Annotated in this window: 15 protein-coding genes; 3 read left to right on the plus strand and 12 right to left on the minus strand. The window is 57.6% G+C overall.

Translation table 11 applies throughout. From position 1 onward, the window contains the following. Positions 1–9: 9 nt before the first annotated feature. The 3 genes from WCX49_RS11265 to WCX49_RS11275 all read right to left on the minus strand — a co-directional run bounded on the left by WCX49_RS11265 (position 10) and on the right by WCX49_RS11275 (position 5,918). A complete protein-coding gene (locus WCX49_RS11265) occupies positions 10–1,983 on the minus strand; it encodes a fused protease/ribonucleoside-triphosphate reductase (protein WP_345985181.1) in 1,974 nt (657 codons plus the stop codon). Between the two features lie 222 nt (positions 1,984–2,205). Beyond that, on the minus strand, positions 2,206–3,915 hold the full coding sequence (locus tag WCX49_RS11270) for an ABC transporter ATP-binding protein (protein ID WP_345985182.1): 1,710 nt from the start codon (positions 3,913–3,915) through the stop codon (positions 2,206–2,208). Beyond that, positions 3,912–5,918: an LTA synthase family protein gene (locus tag WCX49_RS11275; protein WP_345985183.1), complete on the minus strand. Its 2,007-nt coding sequence runs from the start codon at positions 5,916–5,918 to the stop codon at positions 3,912–3,914. The genes WCX49_RS11270 and WCX49_RS11275 overlap by 4 nt, the downstream gene beginning before the upstream one ends. Positions 5,919–5,992: 74 nt before the next feature. Between WCX49_RS11275 and WCX49_RS11280 the strand changes: the two genes are divergently transcribed. Then, positions 5,993–7,816, plus strand: coding sequence for a sulfatase-like hydrolase/transferase (locus tag WCX49_RS11280; RefSeq protein ID WP_345985184.1), 1,824 nt, complete (start codon positions 5,993–5,995; stop codon positions 7,814–7,816). Positions 7,817–7,833: 17 nt separating this feature from the next. Here WCX49_RS11280 and rffA read toward each other — a convergent pair whose 3' ends face one another. From rffA to WCX49_RS11300, 4 genes are read right to left on the minus strand one after another with little or no spacing between them, the layout of a single operon-like run. Further along, positions 7,834–8,964, minus strand: a complete 1,131-nt coding sequence (gene rffA, locus WCX49_RS11285) for a dTDP-4-amino-4,6-dideoxygalactose transaminase (RefSeq protein WP_345985185.1) — start codon at positions 8,962–8,964, stop codon at positions 7,834–7,836. Then, positions 8,951–9,523: an acyltransferase gene (locus tag WCX49_RS11290; RefSeq protein ID WP_345985186.1), complete on the minus strand. Its 573-nt coding sequence runs from the start codon at positions 9,521–9,523 to the stop codon at positions 8,951–8,953. Before WCX49_RS11290 ends, rffA begins: the two co-directional genes overlap by 14 nt. Positions 9,524–9,525: 2 nt before the next feature. After that, entirely contained in the window at positions 9,526–10,581 is a 1,056-nt protein-coding gene (locus WCX49_RS11295) for a TDP-N-acetylfucosamine:lipid II N-acetylfucosaminyltransferase (RefSeq protein WP_345985187.1), read from the minus strand. After that, positions 10,578–11,345 (minus strand): glycosyltransferase family 2 protein, encoded by a 768-nt coding sequence (locus WCX49_RS11300; protein ID WP_345985188.1) that lies wholly within the window; start codon positions 11,343–11,345, stop codon positions 10,578–10,580. Before WCX49_RS11300 ends, WCX49_RS11295 begins: the two co-directional genes overlap by 4 nt. Positions 11,346–11,413: 68 nt before the next feature. Here WCX49_RS11300 and WCX49_RS11305 point away from each other — a divergent pair, with 68 nt between their 5' ends. Continuing rightward, positions 11,414–12,157 carry a lipopolysaccharide kinase InaA family protein gene (locus WCX49_RS11305; RefSeq protein WP_345985189.1) on the plus strand — a complete coding sequence of 248 codons (744 nt, stop codon included), beginning with the start codon at positions 11,414–11,416 and terminating at the stop codon, positions 12,155–12,157. A 6-nt stretch (positions 12,158–12,163) separates the two neighbouring features. Here the strand turns inward: WCX49_RS11305 and WCX49_RS11310 are convergent, their stop codons facing one another. Next, complete coding sequence (locus WCX49_RS11310) at positions 12,164–13,198, minus strand: glycosyl transferase family 90 (protein ID WP_345986809.1); 1,035 nt, start codon at positions 13,196–13,198, stop codon at positions 12,164–12,166. Between the two features lie 134 nt (positions 13,199–13,332). Here WCX49_RS11310 and WCX49_RS11315 point away from each other — a divergent pair, with 134 nt between their 5' ends. Further along, the gene (locus WCX49_RS11315) at positions 13,333–14,385 is read left to right on the plus strand and encodes a glycosyltransferase family 4 protein (RefSeq protein ID WP_345985190.1); all 1,053 of its coding nucleotides are present in this window, start codon (positions 13,333–13,335) and stop codon (positions 14,383–14,385) included. Positions 14,386–14,389: 4 nt separating this feature from the next. On the opposite strand, the gene WCX49_RS11320 is transcribed toward WCX49_RS11315, so the two are convergent. The 4 genes from WCX49_RS11320 to rfbA all read right to left on the minus strand — a co-directional run bounded on the left by WCX49_RS11320 (position 14,390) and on the right by rfbA (position 19,333). Then, positions 14,390–15,403 (minus strand): glycosyltransferase family 9 protein, encoded by a 1,014-nt coding sequence (locus WCX49_RS11320; protein WP_345985191.1) that lies wholly within the window; start codon positions 15,401–15,403, stop codon positions 14,390–14,392. 122 nt (positions 15,404–15,525) lie between these two features. Continuing rightward, on the minus strand, positions 15,526–17,457 hold the full coding sequence (locus WCX49_RS11325; RefSeq protein ID WP_345985192.1) for a YrbL family protein: 1,932 nt from the start codon (positions 17,455–17,457) through the stop codon (positions 15,526–15,528). Beyond that, positions 17,454–18,467 (minus strand): dTDP-glucose 4,6-dehydratase, encoded by a 1,014-nt coding sequence (rfbB, locus tag WCX49_RS11330; RefSeq protein WP_345985193.1) that lies wholly within the window; start codon positions 18,465–18,467, stop codon positions 17,454–17,456. Before rfbB ends, WCX49_RS11325 begins: the two co-directional genes overlap by 4 nt. Continuing rightward, the gene (gene rfbA, locus WCX49_RS11335) at positions 18,464–19,333 is read right to left on the minus strand and encodes a glucose-1-phosphate thymidylyltransferase RfbA (RefSeq protein ID WP_345985194.1); all 870 of its coding nucleotides are present in this window, start codon (positions 19,331–19,333) and stop codon (positions 18,464–18,466) included. Before rfbA ends, rfbB begins: the two co-directional genes overlap by 4 nt. Between the last annotated feature and the right edge of the window lie 2 nt (positions 19,334–19,335).

Below are 19,335 nucleotides of genomic sequence, written 5' to 3' on the forward strand. Positions count from 1 at the left end.
GACTCCCTTTTAAAGTTCGCAGGTGTCGTTCGAACAGAAACGGCTCTCGATCCCGTCGCTGTCCGCAAAAAGGTTCCAGTCGATCTGCGGCATGGCGGCGAGCTTCTCCTCATAGGTTTCGCGGGAGATCCCTTCATAGGGCATCTGCTTGTAGGCACCCGTCTCGGAGTGCGGCAGCATAGACACGGACTTTATCACCGGGGCGAACTGCGCCAGCATATGCTCGACCTGGTGCCCCTCCGTTTCGGGGTCGAAATAGACGGTACAGCTGACCATGTTGTCGCTCCATTCACGCTGGAGCATCGCCAGGAACGCGAACTGCTCCCAGGCGGAAACCTCCGTCGCCTTGCGGGTCTTCCCCTGGTCGATCGGGAATGCGAAGACGGTCGTATTGTCGCTGTAGACGTCCGCTTCATGCGGTACTCCCGCCGCTTTGAGCACACGGCAGACGGCGGAGTCGTTGCCGACACGCATCCGCCGCAACGCGTACTGGAAGGTCGGGAAGTGCATCCCCGAACTTACTCCCGCCAGCTGCGAAATCGTGCCCGACGGTTTGATCGTTGTCACGCGGATCGATGCAGGCACCCCCGCATCCGCCGCCAGTTGCTGGTTGACGGCACGCACGACCTTGTAGCCCTTCCGCAGCCGCCGTGTCAGTTCGGTCGCGCCAAGCGCATCGAGCATATCCGCCACACCGGAGAGACTGATGCCGATGCGGCGGTTGCGCACGACGATGGTATTGGTCTCGGGCCGGTGCGTCGGCAGCAGGGCGACCGTCGACGCGTAAAACGTGGCATATTCAAGCACCTTGTAAAAATCGTTCTCATCCTCGCAACGCGACGGGAAAACCTCCGCGAGGTTACACAGCTCGAAGCTCTCCAGCGGGATTTCGGAACAGGGGTTCGCCAGCCAGGCGTTGTCGTGGGCGTCCCTGCCGTAACGTGCGTACTTCTGCACGTTGATCAGGTTCATGATCCCCGGTTCACCGTTGGCGATGATCTGTCTGGCGATCATCGGCAGTTTCTTGAAATCGTCCGTCTTCTCCAGGACCACCGTGTTGTTGGACATCCAGCCGATCTCGGCACGCTCGGGGTGGCGTTCGTAATCTTTGAGCTCCAGGAAGGTGCTGTCGTCCGCCGAGCCCAGTGCGATCTCGGCACTGCGCCGGACATTGCCGGCGACGACGCAGGCCCCGATGGCATTGAAGATGTCCGCCGTGCAGCGCGTCGCGTCCGTCTCCCCCGCACAGAAGGCATCCAGGTAGCCCTCGATCCTTCGATGCAGCGTTTTGAGCGGTTCCGGTCCCGAAGCGGTGCCGCCGAAGCCCCTGATCGGCGCACCGGCAGGGCGGATCGTATCGTAATCAAACGCGAACCACGCCCCGCCCCTGGTGTAGCTTTCGATCAGCAGCCTGACCGAGGCGACCCACCCCTCGCGGCTGTCCGGAATGACAAAGGGCACCGGGCGTGACTTGTCCGGCACGGCCGCACCCCTGCCCTTCCAGGCGGTATTGAAACCGACACCGACGCCGCACATCAGCATATCCATGGTCCAGTCGGCCGCGGCGGCAAGGTCGGCAGTGTCGACCGCACCGCAGTTGTTGAGCGCCGCACCGCCGCGGGTATAGACGTATGCCGTTCCCATGGCCCATAGCCCCCGTCCCGGCGGCAGCCATTTCATCTCGAACATCGCTTCGGCCATTTCGGCGGCATAGGACTGCCAATGCGCTTCATCCCAATGCAGCCTGCTCGTCGCGTAATGGTGCTTTCGCACGGACATCGCCCCGTTCATCACCCGGATGACCGTATCGGCCCAGTGCTCCTGCGAACCGTCCTCTTTGCGTCGGCTGTAGGTGCGGTAGTAGGTTGCCTCCCCAAAGCCGCCGAAACCGAAATCCGGGGTGCGCTGCCGCAACTCGGCACAGACCTTTGCCTTCAGCTCGAACCGTTCCGTGATCATCATATTGTCGTCACTGTCGTCCATCCCAACCCTCCTTGCAAGCATCTATCACAAGTATAGTGGGATTTTCATACCACGTCCGTTAGTTCTATCAATCTGTCAGACGACATCTATATCGGCGGAAGTGCTGACGATCGTCAGGAAAGGCAGCGTCATTGGGGAGGGGGAATGAAAACGGTGTGAAAGAGCTGTTGGTGCGGCCGGGAGCGCACTGCCGTTCGTCCAGGAGCGGCTATCCTGTCCGGACTACCCTTCGTAGCTGCGCGCGATGCGCTGGAAATCTTCCGAACGCTCCATCAGTTCCGCGAAGCTTCCTGCGTCAGTGATCTCGCCCGCTTTGAAGAAGTAGAGCCGGTCGGCGTGCTCCACCGTCGTGAGGCGGTGGGCGATCATGATGGTGATCTTGTCTTTCGAGTAGGACGCCAGCGCCTTCTGGATGCGGTATTCGCTCTCGTTGTCCAGCGCACTGGTCGCTTCATCGAGGATCAGGACCGACGCATTCTTGTAGATGGCACGGGCGATGGCGATGCGCTGGCGCTGGCCGCCCGAAAGGTTCACGCCCCCCTCTTCCATCGGGGTATGGATCCCCTCCGGCAGGCCCCGGGCGAAGTCGTAGGCGTCGGCCAACTCCAGTGCCTCGATGACCCTCTCTTCGTCCAGTTCGAGGCCGTACGCGACGTTTTCGGCGAGGCTGTCCTGCATGATGTAAACGCGCTGGGAGACGACGGCCATCTGTTTGAGCAGGGAGCGGTGATCATACTCCCGCACATCCCGGCCGTTGATACGCAACACCCCCTCGGACGGGTCGTAAAAACGCAACAGCAGGTTGACCAGTGAGCTCTTCCCGCCCCCGCTGTCGCCGACAAGGGCGATCTGCTCGGAGGGGTGGATGGCGAGCGACACATCCCGCAAGGCCCGCTTCTCACCGTAATCAAGCGAGACATGGCTGAATGCAATCTCCCGGATCGGTTCTTCCAGGGGCTCTGTTCCCTCTTCGATCATGCTTTTGCGGTCAAGCACGTTGAAGATCCGTTCGCTCGCGGCGATGGCGTTCTGGATCTTCCCGTAGATGGAGCTGACGCGACGCATCGGCTGGAAGGTCAGGCCCACGGCCGTCAAAAACGCCGTGAACTCCCCGACGGTCATCTGGTTGTTGAACACCTGCTGCCCGGCAATGAAGATGACGGCGGCCAGCCCCGTGGCCCCCAGGACCTCCATCATCGGGGACACGATCTCGTTCGTATAGACCGCCTTCATGTTCAGTTTGAAGAACTTGTTGTTCTCCGCATCGAAGCGCCCCATCTCGTAGGCTTCGGTACCGTTGGCCTTGATGATCTCGGCGTTGTTGAACACTTCGGTCAGGCGGGTGACGACGTCGGCGTTCTTCTCCTGCGAACGGTGCGAAAGGCGGCGCAGGCGCTTGGCGATGAGGATCAGCGGGTAGATCGCCAGCGGCAGGACAACCAGTGAATAGAAGGCCAGTTCGGCGTTGAGGTAGATGACGTAGACGATCAGGCCGAGTGCCGTCAGAGACTCCCGGACCAGTTCGGGCAGCATGTTGGAGACAAAGTACTGCACCCGGTTGATATCGTTGGTGATGCGGCTGATCAGCTCCCCGCTGCGGTTGGCGTGCAGGAATGCCATGTCCAGGTGCAGCATATGGTCGAGCAGCTGCGAACGCAGCCGGGTAATGATATGCTGGCCGATATAGTTCATAAAGACGGCCTGCAGGTAGCGCCCGACGGACTTGACGACGTAGATGACAATCATCATCAAAGGGATGTAGTAGAGCATCTGCGGGTCTTTCTCGATGAACATCTTGTCCATCAGCGGCTGCATGATCTGCGCCGTCGCCACGGTGGCGAGTACCGTCATGATGATCCCGATGAGGACGATGAGATAGTAGCCTTTATACCCCTTGATATACGGCCAGAACCGCCTAAAAGTCTGTTTCATTCACTCCCCTTCTCCCATACGGGTTTCGCCGCTTTATACGCCTGCCGCACCAGGTACTCGGTCACCGCCAGTGCGGCGTTGTACTTCTGCTCGCAGGCACGCTGCAGCGCATTGACGGCATGGCCGGTTTTGAACGCTCCCCCTGCCGAGACGATGACCCCCGCGTCGTTATAGCCGCAGTGCAGCGCCTCAGGATCGTAGAGGTCCTCCCCGACGGCTATATAGGCCGCGTTGGAAAGGGTGCGGCCGTAAAGCGTCGGGAAGAGGTCGTTATGCGATGCGCTGACGTGACGGTCGAACGGTTCGCTCTTCAGATACGGCGGCAGGTAGAGGTAGAACGGTACCTGCTTGCCCTCCTGCAGCGGGTTGTCGTAATGCATGATCCCCTCGATGGTGTTGTTATCCGCAGTGATCGCGACGACGGTCCGCTCCCCTAAATTGGAGGCTTTGACCCCGTCCATAAAACGCCCGGCCATATCGAGGGCGTACTGGTAATCCTGCAGCCGCCGGTGCGCCAGCTCCATATCCCCGGTAATATGCGCCTGCAGTGCTTCCGTGAACTGCAGCGGCTTGGAGTCGTAGCTTTTGGAGAGGATATAGGGGGGATGGTTGTTCGTTGTCAGAATGTAGACGAACTGCGGCTTTTCCGCCTGCTCCAGCTTACGCAGCACGAAGTCGTACGTGTACTGGTCATACACACCGTAATCATGCTCCTCCGCCCCGGGAAAGAGCACTTCTATATCGCTTTTCCCCTCGACACGGTCGAACCCCTGGCGTTTGAAAAAACTGCCGACGTTGCGCCACGAGAGGTCCCCGCCGTAGACGAAATTCGTCTCGTAGCCCGCTGCTTTGTAGACCCTCGCTGCCGCCTGCGGGAAGGGGGTACCCTGGTAACGACTCTGCCCGTAGGCGATGCTGCCGGGACGGGCGACGACATTGAGCAGAAAGGGTTCCATCGACGCGATCGTCCCGTTGGCGCCGGAGATGAAATCGGTAAAGAGGATGTCTTCATCAAAATGTTTTTTCAGGCGTCGCAGGATATCGAACATAGGGCTCTGGTACTGCAGGATGGGCGCCCCGAAACTCTCCACCATGACGACGACGACATGGGGCGGTTTCGCTGCCGCGGCGCTATTTTTCGGCGTCATACGACGCAGGTTCGAGACGAGATCTGCCGTATTGATCCGGTCCTGCCCGAGGTAGTCCCTGAAAGCCTGCGGCACCTTGCCTTTGTAGCCGCTGCGTTTGATCAGATCGTAGCCGCCGTTTTTGTCTTTGAGGTACTGTTTGAGCGCTTTCTCGAACGCGAAGACGCCGCTGCGCGGGATGGCGTTTACAAAGACGTCCGTCGAGACCTCCGGGATGTCTTTAAGCAGGGGGAAAAGCCCGAGGCTGCCGCGCGCACCCACCCCGACCAATAGCAGCAAAATCAGGTAGACGGCTGCCGCGCTGAACGGCCCGGCCGCCGCGCCCGTCGGGCGGACGTTACGGAAAAAACGGCCGACAAGCCAGACCAGGACCACAGCGTAAAAAAGAACCAGACCGATGATCAAAGTGACATTGTAGTTTTTAAGCCCGATCTGAACGAGGGCCCAGGTGTCGTCGTCGAAAAAGCCGAAGAGCATGATCGTGATGTGCTCGCCGAAATAGGAGTAGAAACCGAAGTCGATCCCGACCAGGGCGCTGACGATCAGGTACGTCAGGGTGAAATAGCCCCGGATGAACCGTGTCAGCCACGGCAGCGGTACGACGTTGCGGGCCAGATGGTTCAGGATGATGAGCAGCAGGGGAAGTGCAGAGAGGTAGCAGACGAGCACCAGATCGATACGCAGGCCGAGGAAGAAAGCTTCGGCCAGTTCCTGCGCGGGGAAAGTCACCTTCGCCGGGGAGAACTGCCAGAAAAAGAGCAGGCGGAAGAGCGAAAGCAGCCCCAGGAAAAGGAGCTGGAGTTTCACCGTCTGCCGCAGCAGGCCGAAATAGTATTGCGTCGGCGAATCGTTCAAGCGTCAATACCCTTTTTAAGGCGTATTATACAGTGTTGCGCCGCTTTGGTATACTTTCACCAAAAAGCGACACTATGACACCGCAGCATCTCTCCCTTTTTTTCAAAGCCAACCTGCTTCTGAGCGCGCTGCTTTCACTGGCTTTTGCCCTCTTTAACAGCCACTACACCGCATCCGCCTTTGTTTTCACCCTGGCCGCCCTACTCTCCACGACGGCAACGCTCTACCTCGTCTACTGGCTGCTCCTGCGGCTTTTTTTCCGTTTTACCCGTGTGACGGCGGTCCTGCTGTTTGTGCTGTTTTTCCTGACCGATCTGCTGCTCATGACCGACTTTGCCATCTACCGCATCTGGAATTTCCATATCAACGGCATGGTCCTCAATATCCTCTTCTCCCCGGCTGCCTACGACAGCCTTCAGATGACGGGCCAGGCCGTTGCGATCGTCTTCGTCGTCATCGCCGCGCTGGCGGCGCTGCTGCTATACACTCTGAAACGGATTGCCCGGATCGACGCCGGGAAAGCGTCTCGGGTCAACCGCCGGCTGAACCGCTCCCTCGTGCCCCTGCTCTTCCTCGTCATCGTCGGCGAAAAAGTGACCTATGCCGTCGCGAACCTGCACCTCAACGGCGACATCCTCGAACGCACGAAGGTCGTCCCCCTCTACCAGCCGCTGCTGATGGACGACCTCCTTATCGGCACCTTCGGGATGGAAAAAGCCCAGAACGACGGGATCAACGTCAATATCAAAAAGATCACCAATATCCGCTACCCGCTGCACCCCATCAGCGTCACCCAGCCCAAAACGCCCAATATCTTCATCTTCGGTGTCGATGCCCTCCGCCCCGACATCGTCAGTGACGACAACATGCCGAATATGGCCTCGTTCAAACGCGACGCCGTTGATTTCGAAAACCACTACAGCGGCGGCAACAATACCCGCTTCGGCTTCTTCTCGATCTTCTACGGCATCAACTCCAGCTACTGGTTCGGTTTCCTCAATGCCAAGAAGGGGCCGGTACTCTTCGAGACCCTCAAGAAACTGGGTTACCAGATCAGCATCGACTCCAGCGTCAACACGGCGTGGCCGGAGTTCCGGCAGACGATCTTTTACGACGTCCAGGACGCTATCAAGGATGACTACAACGGCACCAAGACAGAAAACGACCTGGCCACCGTAAACTATTTCGACGCGTGGCTCGGGAAGCAGGAAGTGGACAAACCCATGTTCGCCTTCGTCTGGCTCGACGCGGTCCACAGCCGCGCCTACGACGACGCTTTCCGGAAGTACACCCCGGACCAGGTCAGCAGCCAGTACCTGACGGCGACCGCCGAGAAGCGGACGGAGCTCTTCAACATGTACAAAAACGCCGCGTATCAGGTCGATGACCGCTTCGCCCGCTTTATCGCCGCACTCAAGGCAAAGGGGCTCTACGACGACGCCGTCATCATCGTCCTTTCCGACCACGGGCAGGAGTTCTTCGAGCACGGCCACTACGGCCACAACTCCGCCTACGACCGCGAGCAGGTCAGTACGCCGCTTTATATCCGCGTGCCGAGCACGGCACCGAAAAAAGTGACCCGCCTCACCTCGCACCTCGATATCGCCCCGACGCTGATGGCGATGCTGGGGGCAGACAACCCTGCAAGCGACTACGCCCACGGCTACGACCTCTTCGCCCCTCATTACAACCGTGAGTGCGCCTTCGTCGGGAACTGGAACGAGAACGCCATCATCTGCGACAACGAGACCTTCGTCATCTCCGACGTCCTCTCAAAGGCATTCAACAACGAGATACGCGATACGAAGAGCTACAAGAAGGTCAAACTGAAAGACAGACAAAAGATGAACGAGATCCTCGTCAGAAGCCTGGAGGAGAACCGGCAGTTCAGCCGGTGATGCGATAGCGGAACGGCCTAGTCACCGTAAAAAGAGCTGACGACATCAATGACGCGCTGTCGCGTTGCCTCGTCCATCCCATAGTAAAGCGGCAGACGGACAAGACGTTCACTCTCGACGGTCGTAAAGCGGTCTTCGCCGTGAAAACGGCTGAACCGTTTGCCCGCCGGCGATGCATGCAGCGGGATGTAGTGGAATACGGCCAGGATCTCTTCCGTTTTACACCGCTCCAGCAGGGCCGTGCGCTCTTCGAAAGAGCGGCACTTGAGGTAGAACATGTGGGCATTATGCTCGCACTCCGCCGGCACCGTCGGCAGGTCAACCCCTTTTTGCGCCAGCGCGGCAAACGATTCGTAGTAGTCCCGCCAGCTCGCCAGACGGTCTGCATTGATGGCATCGGCCGATTCGAGCTGGGCATAAAGGTACGCCGCGTTTATCTCCGCCGGCAGATAGGACGAACCGATGTCGACCCAGGTGTACTTGTCCACCATGCCCCGGAAGAACTGGCTGCGGTTTGTCCCCTTCTCCCGGATAATTTCCGCACGCTCCGCAAAACGCGCGTCGTTGACGATGAGCAATCCGCCCTCACCGCCGGCCGTGTAGTTCTTCGTCTCGTGGAAACTGTACGTCCCCATATGACCGATGGTCCCGAGGGGCCGCCCCTTGTAAGTCGCCTGCATACCCTGAGCGGCGTCCTCGACGACATAGAGACCGTGGCGTTCCGCGATCGCCATAATGGTATCCATCTCGCAACCGACGCCGGCGTAATGCACCGGAACGATTACCTTCGTTCTGTCGGTAATCGCCGGTTCGATCTTTGTTTCGTCAATGTTGAGCGTATCGGGCCGAACGTCGACAAAAACGATTGTCGCCCCCCTCAACACAAATGCGTTGGCCGTCGAAACAAAGGTATAGCTCGGCATGATGACCTCATCGCCCGGCTGGATATCAAGTAGGATCGCTGCCATCTCCAACGCATGCGTGCATGATGTCGTCAGGAGGGCCTTGGGACATCCGAGTGCGGTTTCAAACCATTCATGGCACTTCTTGGTGAACATACCGTCGCCGGAGATCTTTCCGCTGGCGACCGCTTCGAGCATATAGGGCTCTTCATTACCCGTATAGGGAGCTTTGTTAAACGGAATCATTTGACGCCTCTTTCATAAATTGTGCTTCGAGTTTAAGCAGTTCGCGGCTGCGCTCTTTGATCCTTCTGGCCGGTATGCCTGCGTAGATGCCCCAGGGCTCCGTGGAAGCGAGCACCAGTGCCATCGCGCCGACGGAACTCCCTTCACCAAGCGTCACACCCGGCATGACCGTCGCACCGGCCCCGAGAATGGAGTGGCGCCCGATACGCACTGCCGCCATCGTCTCGTTTTTGTACTTTTTCGGTACCGTCGAGTTTGTCATCGTTCTGCCGCTGTAATCATCAGACTGTGTAAACACCTTGACGCCATAGGCGCATGCGCAGAAATCCCCGATCTCCAACCCCGGTTCGCCTCCGGCCAGAAGGCACATGGGAGTAATGTGCACATGTGCGCCGATCGTCACGTTGCCCGAGACGACGCAGAAGTCGTCGATCCGGGAGTCGTCCCCGATGGCAATACTCCCGCAATCGTAAATACTTGCTTTTGTACTGATCTTGACATGTTTTCCAAGGGATTTGAACCCCATCGCCCGAAGTTCTTCATCCGTATAGTAGGCCATATCTATCCTTTGAACAGCTCTTCGAGCTGCTGTTTGAGATTTGCCTCGGAGAAGTAGGCTTTGACTTTCGTCTCGTTCTCCGCCTTTGTCTCCGCATCCATCGGCTGCAGGTCAATCTCAGCCGCGTCAAAAACCTTGATCCCCAGCGCTTCGAACAGGGACCACGTTGCGACATCCCTGCGGAGGTGAACCTTTTTGCCAAGCCCCAGCAGTGTGATGATATTGCCCATCCCCTGCTGGCGCTTATGGTTGAAGACCGCGATATCGATTTCCGAAAGAAGCTGCAGGTACTCTTCAAAAGGCATAAACTCCACCAACGGCTCGAACTTGTCTCCGAACAGCTCCCGTCCGCGTGCCATGACCCTGTCGCGATAATTTCTGTTGCCGTACGAGAGCGGACAGACAACCCTGATATTTTCCCGGGCAAAACACGCCAGTCTGTCAAAAATTTCCAGATGATGGTTCGATGCGGTGGCTGAATTGCCGACCTGTATGCAGGCCTCTTTCTTCGGCGCCGCGCTCTGCACCGGAACCGAAGAGTAGATATTGCTTTTATAGATCAGGCACTCGAAATGTTTCCCCGTCGCCCCATACCACTCCCGTGCCAGATCAACGTCACCGTCTACATAGGTAACGAGCCCCGCAAAACGGCGGATCACCTGCTTTTTTTTGTAGAGGTAGAACTGCCGTTTGAGCTGTTTTCGTTTTGCAGGATAGTCGTAGAGGTCCCCGCCCCAAATCACCCAGTAAGCCTTGGCGCAGTAGCGAAGGTTGTGGAAAAAAAAATCCACGATTCCCCGGATAAGGAGGCTGTGAACGATCACCTTTTCCGCCCGGTCAAAATAGGGTTTGAGCTGTTTGGAAGTCTGCAGGTAGCGCAGGGGATTGTTCATCTTTTTGAACACCAGCACGTTCGGGTGTTTCGGAAGCGGGTGCTTCTGTTCCGACAAACCGCCGAGCACGATGAACTGGTGCTCGTCTGCATCAAAACGGGTATCGATAAAATCAATGAACGAAGCGATGAACTTTTCGTTCTTCATGATGTGCAGGTATTTCACACTGTACCGTCTTTATGTTGCCCGTTTTCCTGCAGTTCCAGCAGCATCACGTATTTCATATAGGTGTGATAGCCGGAATTGATGGAGACGGTCCAGCCCGGAATGCCGTGGAACATTCCCCCCTTCATCACGAGCTTTTTGAAGCAGTTGGAAAAGCCGTGCGTAAAAGGGTCGTACCAGGATGCCCGCTTTCCTTTCTCGTACAGCATCTTCGCCCCCCGCGCCGCGAACTTCTCCGTCGTGCGCATGAGGTGGGCATAATCATCGAAGGAGTAGTGCAGCATATCCGCATCAAGATCCTTGATGTTTGCTGTTTCAACCCGCGCGTGCCCGATTGCCTGCGAATAGCCGCATTTCCGCCGGTCATACAGCCGGGCGACGCGGTCGGGGTACCAGACCTTGATGAAGTGCTTTCCGACGAAGGTCTTTCGCTTGAATGAGAAGGCGTCATAGGGGGTCTGCTCGAGGTCAAGTGCTGCGATCGCCGCAATGGCATTCGCATCGAGACGTTCATCCGCATCGATACTGAGGATCCAGTCATTCGACGCCAGCGGGGCGCCGAAGGCCTTCTGGGGACCGTCCCCGAGGTAGGGCTGCACGACGACTTTCGCACCGAGGCTTTCGGCGATCTCGCGGGTACGGTCGCTGCTCTGCGAGTCGATAACGAGGACCTCATCGCACACGGGCAGCACCGAACGGATCACCGCTTCAATGTTCTTTTCCTCGTTGAGTGTTATAATATTGGCCGTAATCTGTTTTTTCATCGTGTCCCCGAAAATGATGAAAATCTTAACCGAATCACCATTACACTCCCATAAAAAAGGGGCCTCGGTTGCCTGCCAAACACATCATCCATCCCGACTATGCCGACTTTGAAAACGCGCTGCTCACGGTCAAGGAACAGTTTGCCTCCTCGGACGAGAGCATCCACAAGGCGCGCAACGAACTCCGGATCGTCCCCCTGCACGGCATCCGGACCGTCATCAAGGCGTTCAAGGTCCCCCACCTGCTCAACCGTTTCGTCTACGCCTACCTGCGCGATTCGAAGGCCAAAAAGTCCTATAACAACGCCGTCAGGCTGCAGGCGCTGGATGTCCCGACCCCCCAGCCCATCGGCTACATCGAGTTCTTCGAGGGCGGCCTCTTCGCGCAAAGCTTCTTCATCTCGAAATACGAGCCCTACGATTTTACGATCCGGGAGGTGCTGCACCATGAGGTAAAGGATGTGGAGGCGATCCTCCGCGCTTTTACGGCCTTCACCTGCAGCCTGCACGACAAGGGGGTCTGGCACGAGGATTACTCCCCCGGGAATATCCTGATACGGAAAGAGAACGGTTCCTACACCTTCATGCTCGTCGATATCAACCGCATGCAGTTCCGTCCCATCGGGCCCCTTGAAGGATTGAAAAACTTCAGCAAGCTCTGGGCACAGCCCGATGACCTCGCCCTGATGGGAAGGGTCTATGCCGAACTGCGCGGCATCGACGAAGCGCTGGCATTGAAAGCCATCGCCGCGTTCGACCGCAAGACCAAAGCGGTCGTCAACTTCAAAAAACGCCTCAAAGGGAAAAAGTAAACCCTTTTATACCCCGAACAGCGCCGGGACCGGGCGGACCGTACGCCGTCTTTTCTGTGCACGCGGACGCTGACGCTCCGCTTCCAGCTGCCCCGAACGTTCGAAATACTTCTCCAATACCGACACGGACAGTATCGCCTCGCGTTCACTGTCCCGGAACCGTGCCACGTGGCGGTGGGCATTGGCAATGATCGCCTTCGCCTTCTCGGGATGTTCACTGTAGTAGGCGATCTTCTCCTCCAGGTCGGAATAGTCATCCTTTAGCAAAACATAGTGGTAATCGGGGAGAAGGCTGCCTTCCATGAACCAGGTCTCGTATTTGGGCCGGGCCATAAACGCGAGTGAGTTGGAGGACATGATCCACTTGAGATTCGAGGCAACATCGTTGCCTTCGATCGAGACGATAAATTTGTACTGCAGCTGCTCTTTGAGCGTCATTCGCCCCTTCTGCCAGGGCACGTCCATCTCAAACTTCGTATTCGTCTGTCCGATGTTGCAGAGCGGGTGGTCGTAAAAACGTTTCACGAACGCCTTGCGGTGCTCTCCGTATGCCTTGCCGCGCCAGACCGCCATACTCTTTTTAGCCTCGAACGGAACCTTGTCGTTCACGAAAACAAAGTGACGTACTTTGTTCAGGTTCATCAGCACCGAATTGCGGTTGTCACCGTCGATGGGGCGGCTTTTGACCAGGGTCGGCTGCGGCGGCACGTGGGTGATATCCCCAAAGAGGTAGGCGCTGCGGCATTCGGGACGGAAATAGCGCCACCAGCCGTAAAGATCGAAAAAATAGGTCTTTTTTTTCGCCTTTCTGAAAGCATCGAGGGTGTCGGCTTCGCTTCCCAGGCGGAATGCCGTGTCGCAGCGGTTATAGTAATGCAGCCGCTCCTGCACTTCCGCATCCGCTTTCCCCCGCTCCAGAAGTGAATCGCGGTGCCGGCGGAAGAGGACCCCCGGCAGCGGATAGGAAAGCACGTTGCGCATATAGTAGGTAAACTTGCTGTTTCTGTCCGCATCGATCCGGAGGTAACGGCGGTTAAGCATCACCAATCATCCTTCGTCCCCGGCAGCGGGGCATCGTGATTTTTGGCAATGTTACAGTACCATACGACATCCTTCCGACACGATCCGGTTACCCTTCGGATACGTCCGGAATATGCAGTGAGAGGACAGTTACGATGGAGCATCCCGGAGCGCTTATCGCCCACGCCAACTTTGCCAAAGGGTTCCGCGGGGGCGAGCGGCAGACGCAGCTGCTGATCGAAACCCTCGCAGCGCGGGGCTACCGTCAGCGGCTGCTGGTACGCAAAGGCTCGGAACTGGGGCGGCGCTGCCGGGAGATCGAGAACCTCACCGTCCTCGAGATCGGCAAACCCTACGCCTTTCACCTCCGCCGGCTCAAAGGGGCGGCCCTGCTGCATGCGCACGAAACAAAGGCGGCGCAGTTCGCCCTCTTCGGCAGGAAGCTTCTCGGCATCCCCTACATTGTCACCCGGCGGGTCGACCATGCCATCACGAACAACGGCTTCAACCGCGCGATCTACGCTTCCGCCGCACAGTGCGTCGCCCTCTCCGGCGCCATTCAAACGGAGATACACAAACTCGTTCCCGATACCGATGTCGCGATCATCCCCAGCGCCTGGAGCCGCCTCGCATTCGACGGGGAGAGTGTCAGCAGACTGAAAAGCCGGTTTGAGGGAAAATTCGTCGTGGGGCATATCGGCGCGCTCGTCGATGCGCACAAAGGCCAGGCCGTGCTCATCGAAGCGGCCCGTCTCCTGGCGCAGACACAACCGGACATCCAAGTAGTGCTGCTTGGCGGCGGTCAGGACGAAGCACAGCTGAAAGCGGCGGCGGCCGACCTCGCAAACGTCACCTTCGAGGGGTTCGTCAACAACGTCGGCGACTACCTCAAATGCTTCAACCTCTTCGCCTTCCCCTCACGCTATGAAGGACTGGGCTCCATCCTCTTCGACGCCATGCAGTTCGACGTCCCCATCGTCGCCTCGGACGTCGGCGGCATCCCCGACATCATACACCATGAAGAGAACGGGCTGCTCGTTCCGCCGGGCGACGCCGATGCGCTGGCTGTGGCCGTTGAACGTCTGTACCTGGATGCTGCGCTGCGGGAACGCCTTGTCGAAGCGGCACGCACGCAGCTTGAGCACTTTTCGCCCACCGCGATGACCGACCGGTACGAGCAGCTCTACGGTCCCTGCCTCAATCAGTAGCCCCTCAGCAGCACAGCAGCTGCTCAACGTTCGCCACGACCTCCGTAACAGAAATAGTGTCAATCGGCGCACCGGCCTCACCGATCAGGGCAACGGCCCTGTCATGTTGATGAAACCACTCATTGATCGTTCCGCGCGCAGAGTAAGTCTCGTCGGTGAAAAGAATGACGCTCCGCTTTTTATAGATCTGTGCAATGTGGGAGGGACCGCAATCGTTCGCGATGACGCACTTGGCGCGTTTCACTGTCCCGACAAGCGTCCGGATGTCCAGATTATCATAGACCGCGAAACCGCTTTGTTCAATCGCCTGCCGCATCCCTTTTTCTTTGGCGCCCAGGACAAACGCTACTTTGAGAACGGGGTGGCGTGCAGAGAGTACCCGCGCGACCTCGAGATAGTTCGCCAGCGGCCAGATCTTGTGTTCACCGCCCGCACCGGGCATAATCAGGATCTCATTGCCCTCGGTAAAATGCGCCTCTTCCATCTTCCTGTCGAGCAGACGCAGATAGTTCTGCGCCCGGTAGATGCCAGTCTCATGCGTCCGTGTCCGTGTAAAGAGCTTTTTGCTGATCGGGGAGGCAAACCCGATTTTCGTCTGAACGCTCCCCAGACCGACAAGAGTATTGACGAAACCCGACTGGCGCCGAAGGTTCAGGGTGATCTCCGGCGCGAGCGCAAAGTAGCGTGATGCAAGTTCCAATTTACCCGATTCAAGGATCACCTCATCCGCCAATCCAAGCTCTTTTAACAGGTTGGAGATCTTGTGCTTCGAAACAAGATGAATCTTCCGTCCCGGATAGACCTTCCGCAACGCTTCCAGCAGCGGGATATGGCAGATCTGGGCACCGAAGAAGTCCCGGTTCTGCAAAAAAACCACGATATTTTTCGCCTGCGAAACGGAGTGACGCTGTTTTCCGTCAGCCGGACGGTACGCCTGTGTTACGCGCCCGGCCGTCGGTGCCGTGAAGAATTTGAAAGGTTCCCGGAAACCGTTCCAGGCGAAAGGGGGGAAATGCATTGCCTCTGCTCCTGCCCTACCCATAACGGCGGGACATTTTAGAATAAGCAATACTACAGGAGCAAAGGACATGCTCCCGTCACGAAACGGTTACCCTTCGGTAACTGTCGATACGAAGTAACTCAGGTGTCAGCGCTCCGGCCGAGTGTTTTCACCAGCGTGTCAAAATTCTGCTGCAGACGCGCCAGCTGCCGGCGGATACGCATGCGCGAGAGCAAACGGACGTTGCGGTAGAGCCAGAACTTCGGTCCGCAGTGCCTTGAGCCGAGACCGTCAACAATGATCAGTTTTCCCCCCTCCTCGCTTTGCCGGTAGATGACATTGCTCAGTGCGACATCGGCGAAAAGAATGGAGTTTTCCAGCAGATAGTCCCCAAGCGCATGCAACATCTGGCGCCCCTCCTGCTCGGAAACGGTGCCCGAACGGAGCGCTTCGTCAAAGGTGACGGGCGCCGTACCGTCCGCATTGGTGATACGGTCGAACATCAACCCTTTTCCTTCGGACGTTTCGATCCAGCCGCGGCACTTGGGGAGATGATGAAAAGAGACTTCCCACCACCGCAGGTTCCGGTAGTAAACCGCCTCGATGCGGTTCTGCTCCCTTCCTTTGACCCCCTTGCGGTTGACCTTGATGACCTTCGACGGGTCCCCGGGGTGGACATAGCACAACCGTTCATTCCCGCTGCCCAAAAGCTGGGCCCGGCTCAGATCAAGCTGCTGCGCGCTGCTTTTTTTTTTGACGCCGACGCCTTCCATCGCCTGCATCAGTGTCTGCGAGCAGGATTCCAGGGGACGTGAGGTATTCAGGTAGAGGTAACGCGCCGACGGTTTTTCCAGGTAGAGGCGGAACATCAGCGTCCGGTAGCGGCCTATATCTTCCGCTGAGAGCTCCTCTTTCCGGGCACGGATCACGGAAGCGGGGGCGTCAAGCTGTACGAGCAGCCCCGGCGTCGGCAACAGACCGAGCCAGCGCTGCCACCCTTCTCTCAGTCCGCTCTCATGTCCCTCGAAACGGCTGTTTTTGAGCAGAAAGTCGAAATAGTACCGGTCGGCAAGCAGGTAGCCTTTCAGCCGTGTCTGCAGCCACAGCAACGGATAGCGAAGCAGTGCGATCCCCAGCACCGCGCCGCCGCAATAGTCGTCGACCTGGTTCTTCTCCGGTTTCATCCCCATCGCTTTTTTCGTCCGCAGGCGCATGAAGGGCAGGGCCGCTTTATAAAGCAGAGCCTTGCGGAACATCTTCTTGAAGCGGTAATACGAGGCCTTGAGTGTGACGCTGCAAGCGGCTTCGATCAGTGTTGTTTTTCCGACACCGTCGGGCCCGACAAAGGGGATCAGCCTGCGGTTGGTGCATTTTTTCATCCGGAAACGGTGCCACTCCTCGAGGAAGCGCGCACGTTTCTCCTCCCAGTAGCGTGTTTTATCACCGCTGCTCCGCAGGATGCCCAGTGCCATCAGTTCGCGGTTCGCCTCGTGAGCAACAGCCTTGATGCCCCGCGACGGCAATTCCCGGAAGAGTGCCACGATCACTTCCTCGCCGCGCGCTTCCGCTTCCTGCAGATAATACGCGACACGCCGCGCCACCTCTTCCGCATCGAGGCGCTTGTTCTTGGTATAGAGGTGCGAAAGGTAATAGAGGGCTTCTATGGGAAAAGGAAGTGTCATCCTTCCCGCTTCCGTTGCACCGAGCATGGGCGCGAGGTCCTCCCAGAATATGCGCTTGAGCGACGCGCCTTCAGGGTCATGGACCTGCAGGTGGTTCCAGATCTCCAGCGTGATATACGCCGGTGATTCCGTATCGTAGAGAAGCAGTTTCAGTTTCCCGCTCTTCGTCTGGTCAATACCGAACGCGATAGCGGCATCGCTCGCCATCTCAAACAGCAGTGTCAGAAAGGCCTCGCGCTGCTCCTGCGGAAGGAGAAAGTCATAATCACCGTGAAATGCGAACTCCTCGCTGATGGGACGGTGACGCAGCTGGACCAGCGAGAGCTTTTTACGACGGACCTCGGCAAGCAAAGCCTGAAACAGCTCCAGAGTCTCATTCTGCACTTTCATCGTGACTCCCGACGCAGATACCATTCGACCGTTTTGACGATCCCGCTTTCAAAATTCTCATCGGCCTTCCAGCCCAGTTCCGTTTCGATCTTCGTCGCATCGATCGCGTAGCGTCGGTCGTGCCCGGCCCGGTCCTCGACGTAACGGATCTGCGCTTTGTAGCTCCCCTGCGCTTTCGGTCTGAGCGCATCAAGGATCTCACACACTTTGTCCGCGATGTAGTTGTTCGTGCGCTCGTTGCGGCCGCCGATATTGTAGACTTCTCCGTTTTTGCCTTTGTGGTAGGCCAGGTCGATCCCTTTACAGTGGTCGAGTACATAGAGCCAGTCACGGATGTTCTTGCCGTCGCCGTAGATGGGGATCGCCTCCCCCGCGAGGGCTTTGCGGATAATCGTCGGAATCAGCTTCTCGTCATGCTGTTTCGGCCCGTAGTTGTTCGAGCAGTTGGTGATCACGGTATTCATTCCGTAAGTGTGGTGGTAGCTGCGCACGACCATGTCGCTGCCCGCTTTTGAGGCGCTGTAGGGAGAGTTGGGAGCGTACGGCGTCTCTTCGGTAAAAAATCCTGTTTCTCCCAGCGTGCCGTAGACCTCGTCCGTGGAGATGTGGTGAAAGCGGCACGCCTCGTACGACGCTTTGTAGACGAAGGGTTTTTGCATCCACTTTTTATAGGCGACGTCAAGCAGGGTAAAAGTACCGTTGACGTTGGTCTCGATAAAGACCCCCGGGTTAGCGATGGAGTTGTCCACATGGCTCTCCGCCGCAAAATGGATGACACCTCTGATATCGAAATCCTCAAAGATCCGCCCGACCAATTCCCGGTCGCAGATATCACCCTCGATGAAGGTGTAGCGTTCATGCCCCTCCACCTCTTTCAGATTATCAGGGTTACCGGCATACGTAAGGAGGTCCAGGTTGACGAGGTTGTACTCCGGGTATTTCTCGAGAAAATAGGGGACGAAGTTGCTGCCGATGAAGCCGGCGCATCCGGTGACGAGAAGCGTTGTCATATCTCCTCCACCAGTTCGATAAGGTACTGACCATACTCCGTCTTCTTCAATGGCTCGGCGAGTTTTCTGACCTGCCCGGCATCGATCCAGCCGTTGGCATAGGCGATCTCCTCGATACAGGCGATCTTGTACCCCTGCCGGTGTTCGATGGTCTGTACAAACTGCCCCGCATCGAGCAGGCTGTCGTGGGTACCCGTATCCAGCCAGGCATAGCCCCGTCCCATCAGTTCCACCTGTAGCTCCCCCCGCTCAAGGTAGGCCCTGTTGACATCGGTAATTTCCAGTTCCCCCCGTTCCGAGGGGGTGATCCCCTTGGCGATCTTCACGACATCGTTGTCGTAAAAATAGAGTCCCGTCACGGCAAAATTCGACTTCGGTTTCTCCGGTTTCTCCTCGATCGAAACGGCGCGGTTGTTCTCATCGAAAGCAACGACGCCGAAACGTTTGGGATCTTTGACCTTGTAACCGAAGACCGTCGCACCGTTTTGACGCGCCGCCGCTCTTCTGAGAATATTCGTAAAGTTCTGTCCGAAAAAGATGTTGTCCCCCAGAACGAGGCAGACGCTGTCGCTACCGATAAATGTTTCTCCGAGAATAAACGCCTGCGCCAGCCCTTCGGGTTCGGGCTGTACGACGTATTCGAAACGCATGCCGATATCGCTGCCGTCGCCGAGCAGCTCTTGAAACCGCGGCAGGTCCTTGGGGGTGGAGATAATCAATACCTCGCGGATCCCGGCGAGCATCAGGACCGAGAGCGGATAGTAGATCATCGGCTTATCGTAGACCGGCAGCAGCTGTTTGGAAACGCCCTTCGTAATAGGGTAGAGCCGCGTCCCACTGCCGCCGGCCAGAATGATGCCTTTCACGC

The organism is Sulfurimonas sp. HSL-1656, assembly GCF_039645585.1.
Taxonomy (GTDB): Bacteria; Campylobacterota; Campylobacteria; order Campylobacterales; family Sulfurimonadaceae; genus Thiomicrolovo; species Thiomicrolovo subterrani.

Coding starts and splice junctions, on each gene's coding strand:
- WCX49_RS11310 (WP_345986809.1), bottom strand. CDS start 13,198: ATGCTTAACCGCCGTTACCTCCGGATCGATGCGGACAGAAACAGCAAG.
- WCX49_RS11290 (WP_345985186.1), bottom strand. CDS start 9,523: ATGGCCTACTATACGGATGAAGAACTTCGGGCGATGGGGTTCAAATCC.
- WCX49_RS11280 (WP_345985184.1), top strand. CDS start 5,993: ATGACACCGCAGCATCTCTCCCTTTTTTTCAAAGCCAACCTGCTTCTG.
- rffA (WP_345985185.1), bottom strand. CDS start 8,964: ATGATTCCGTTTAACAAAGCTCCCTATACGGGTAATGAAGAGCCCTAT.
- WCX49_RS11270 (WP_345985182.1), bottom strand. CDS start 3,915: ATGAAACAGACTTTTAGGCGGTTCTGGCCGTATATCAAGGGGTATAAA.
- WCX49_RS11300 (WP_345985188.1), bottom strand. CDS start 11,345: ATGAAAAAACAGATTACGGCCAATATTATAACACTCAACGAGGAAAAG.
- WCX49_RS11320 (WP_345985191.1), bottom strand. CDS start 15,403: ATGCATTTCCCCCCTTTCGCCTGGAACGGTTTCCGGGAACCTTTCAAA.
- WCX49_RS11265 (WP_345985181.1), bottom strand. CDS start 1,983: ATGGACGACAGTGACGACAATATGATGATCACGGAACGGTTCGAGCTG.
- rfbB (WP_345985193.1), bottom strand. CDS start 18,467: ATGACAACGCTTCTCGTCACCGGATGCGCCGGCTTCATCGGCAGCAAC.
- WCX49_RS11315 (WP_345985190.1), top strand. CDS start 13,333: ATGGAGCATCCCGGAGCGCTTATCGCCCACGCCAACTTTGCCAAAGGG.
- WCX49_RS11325 (WP_345985192.1), bottom strand. CDS start 17,457: ATGAAAGTGCAGAATGAGACTCTGGAGCTGTTTCAGGCTTTGCTTGCC.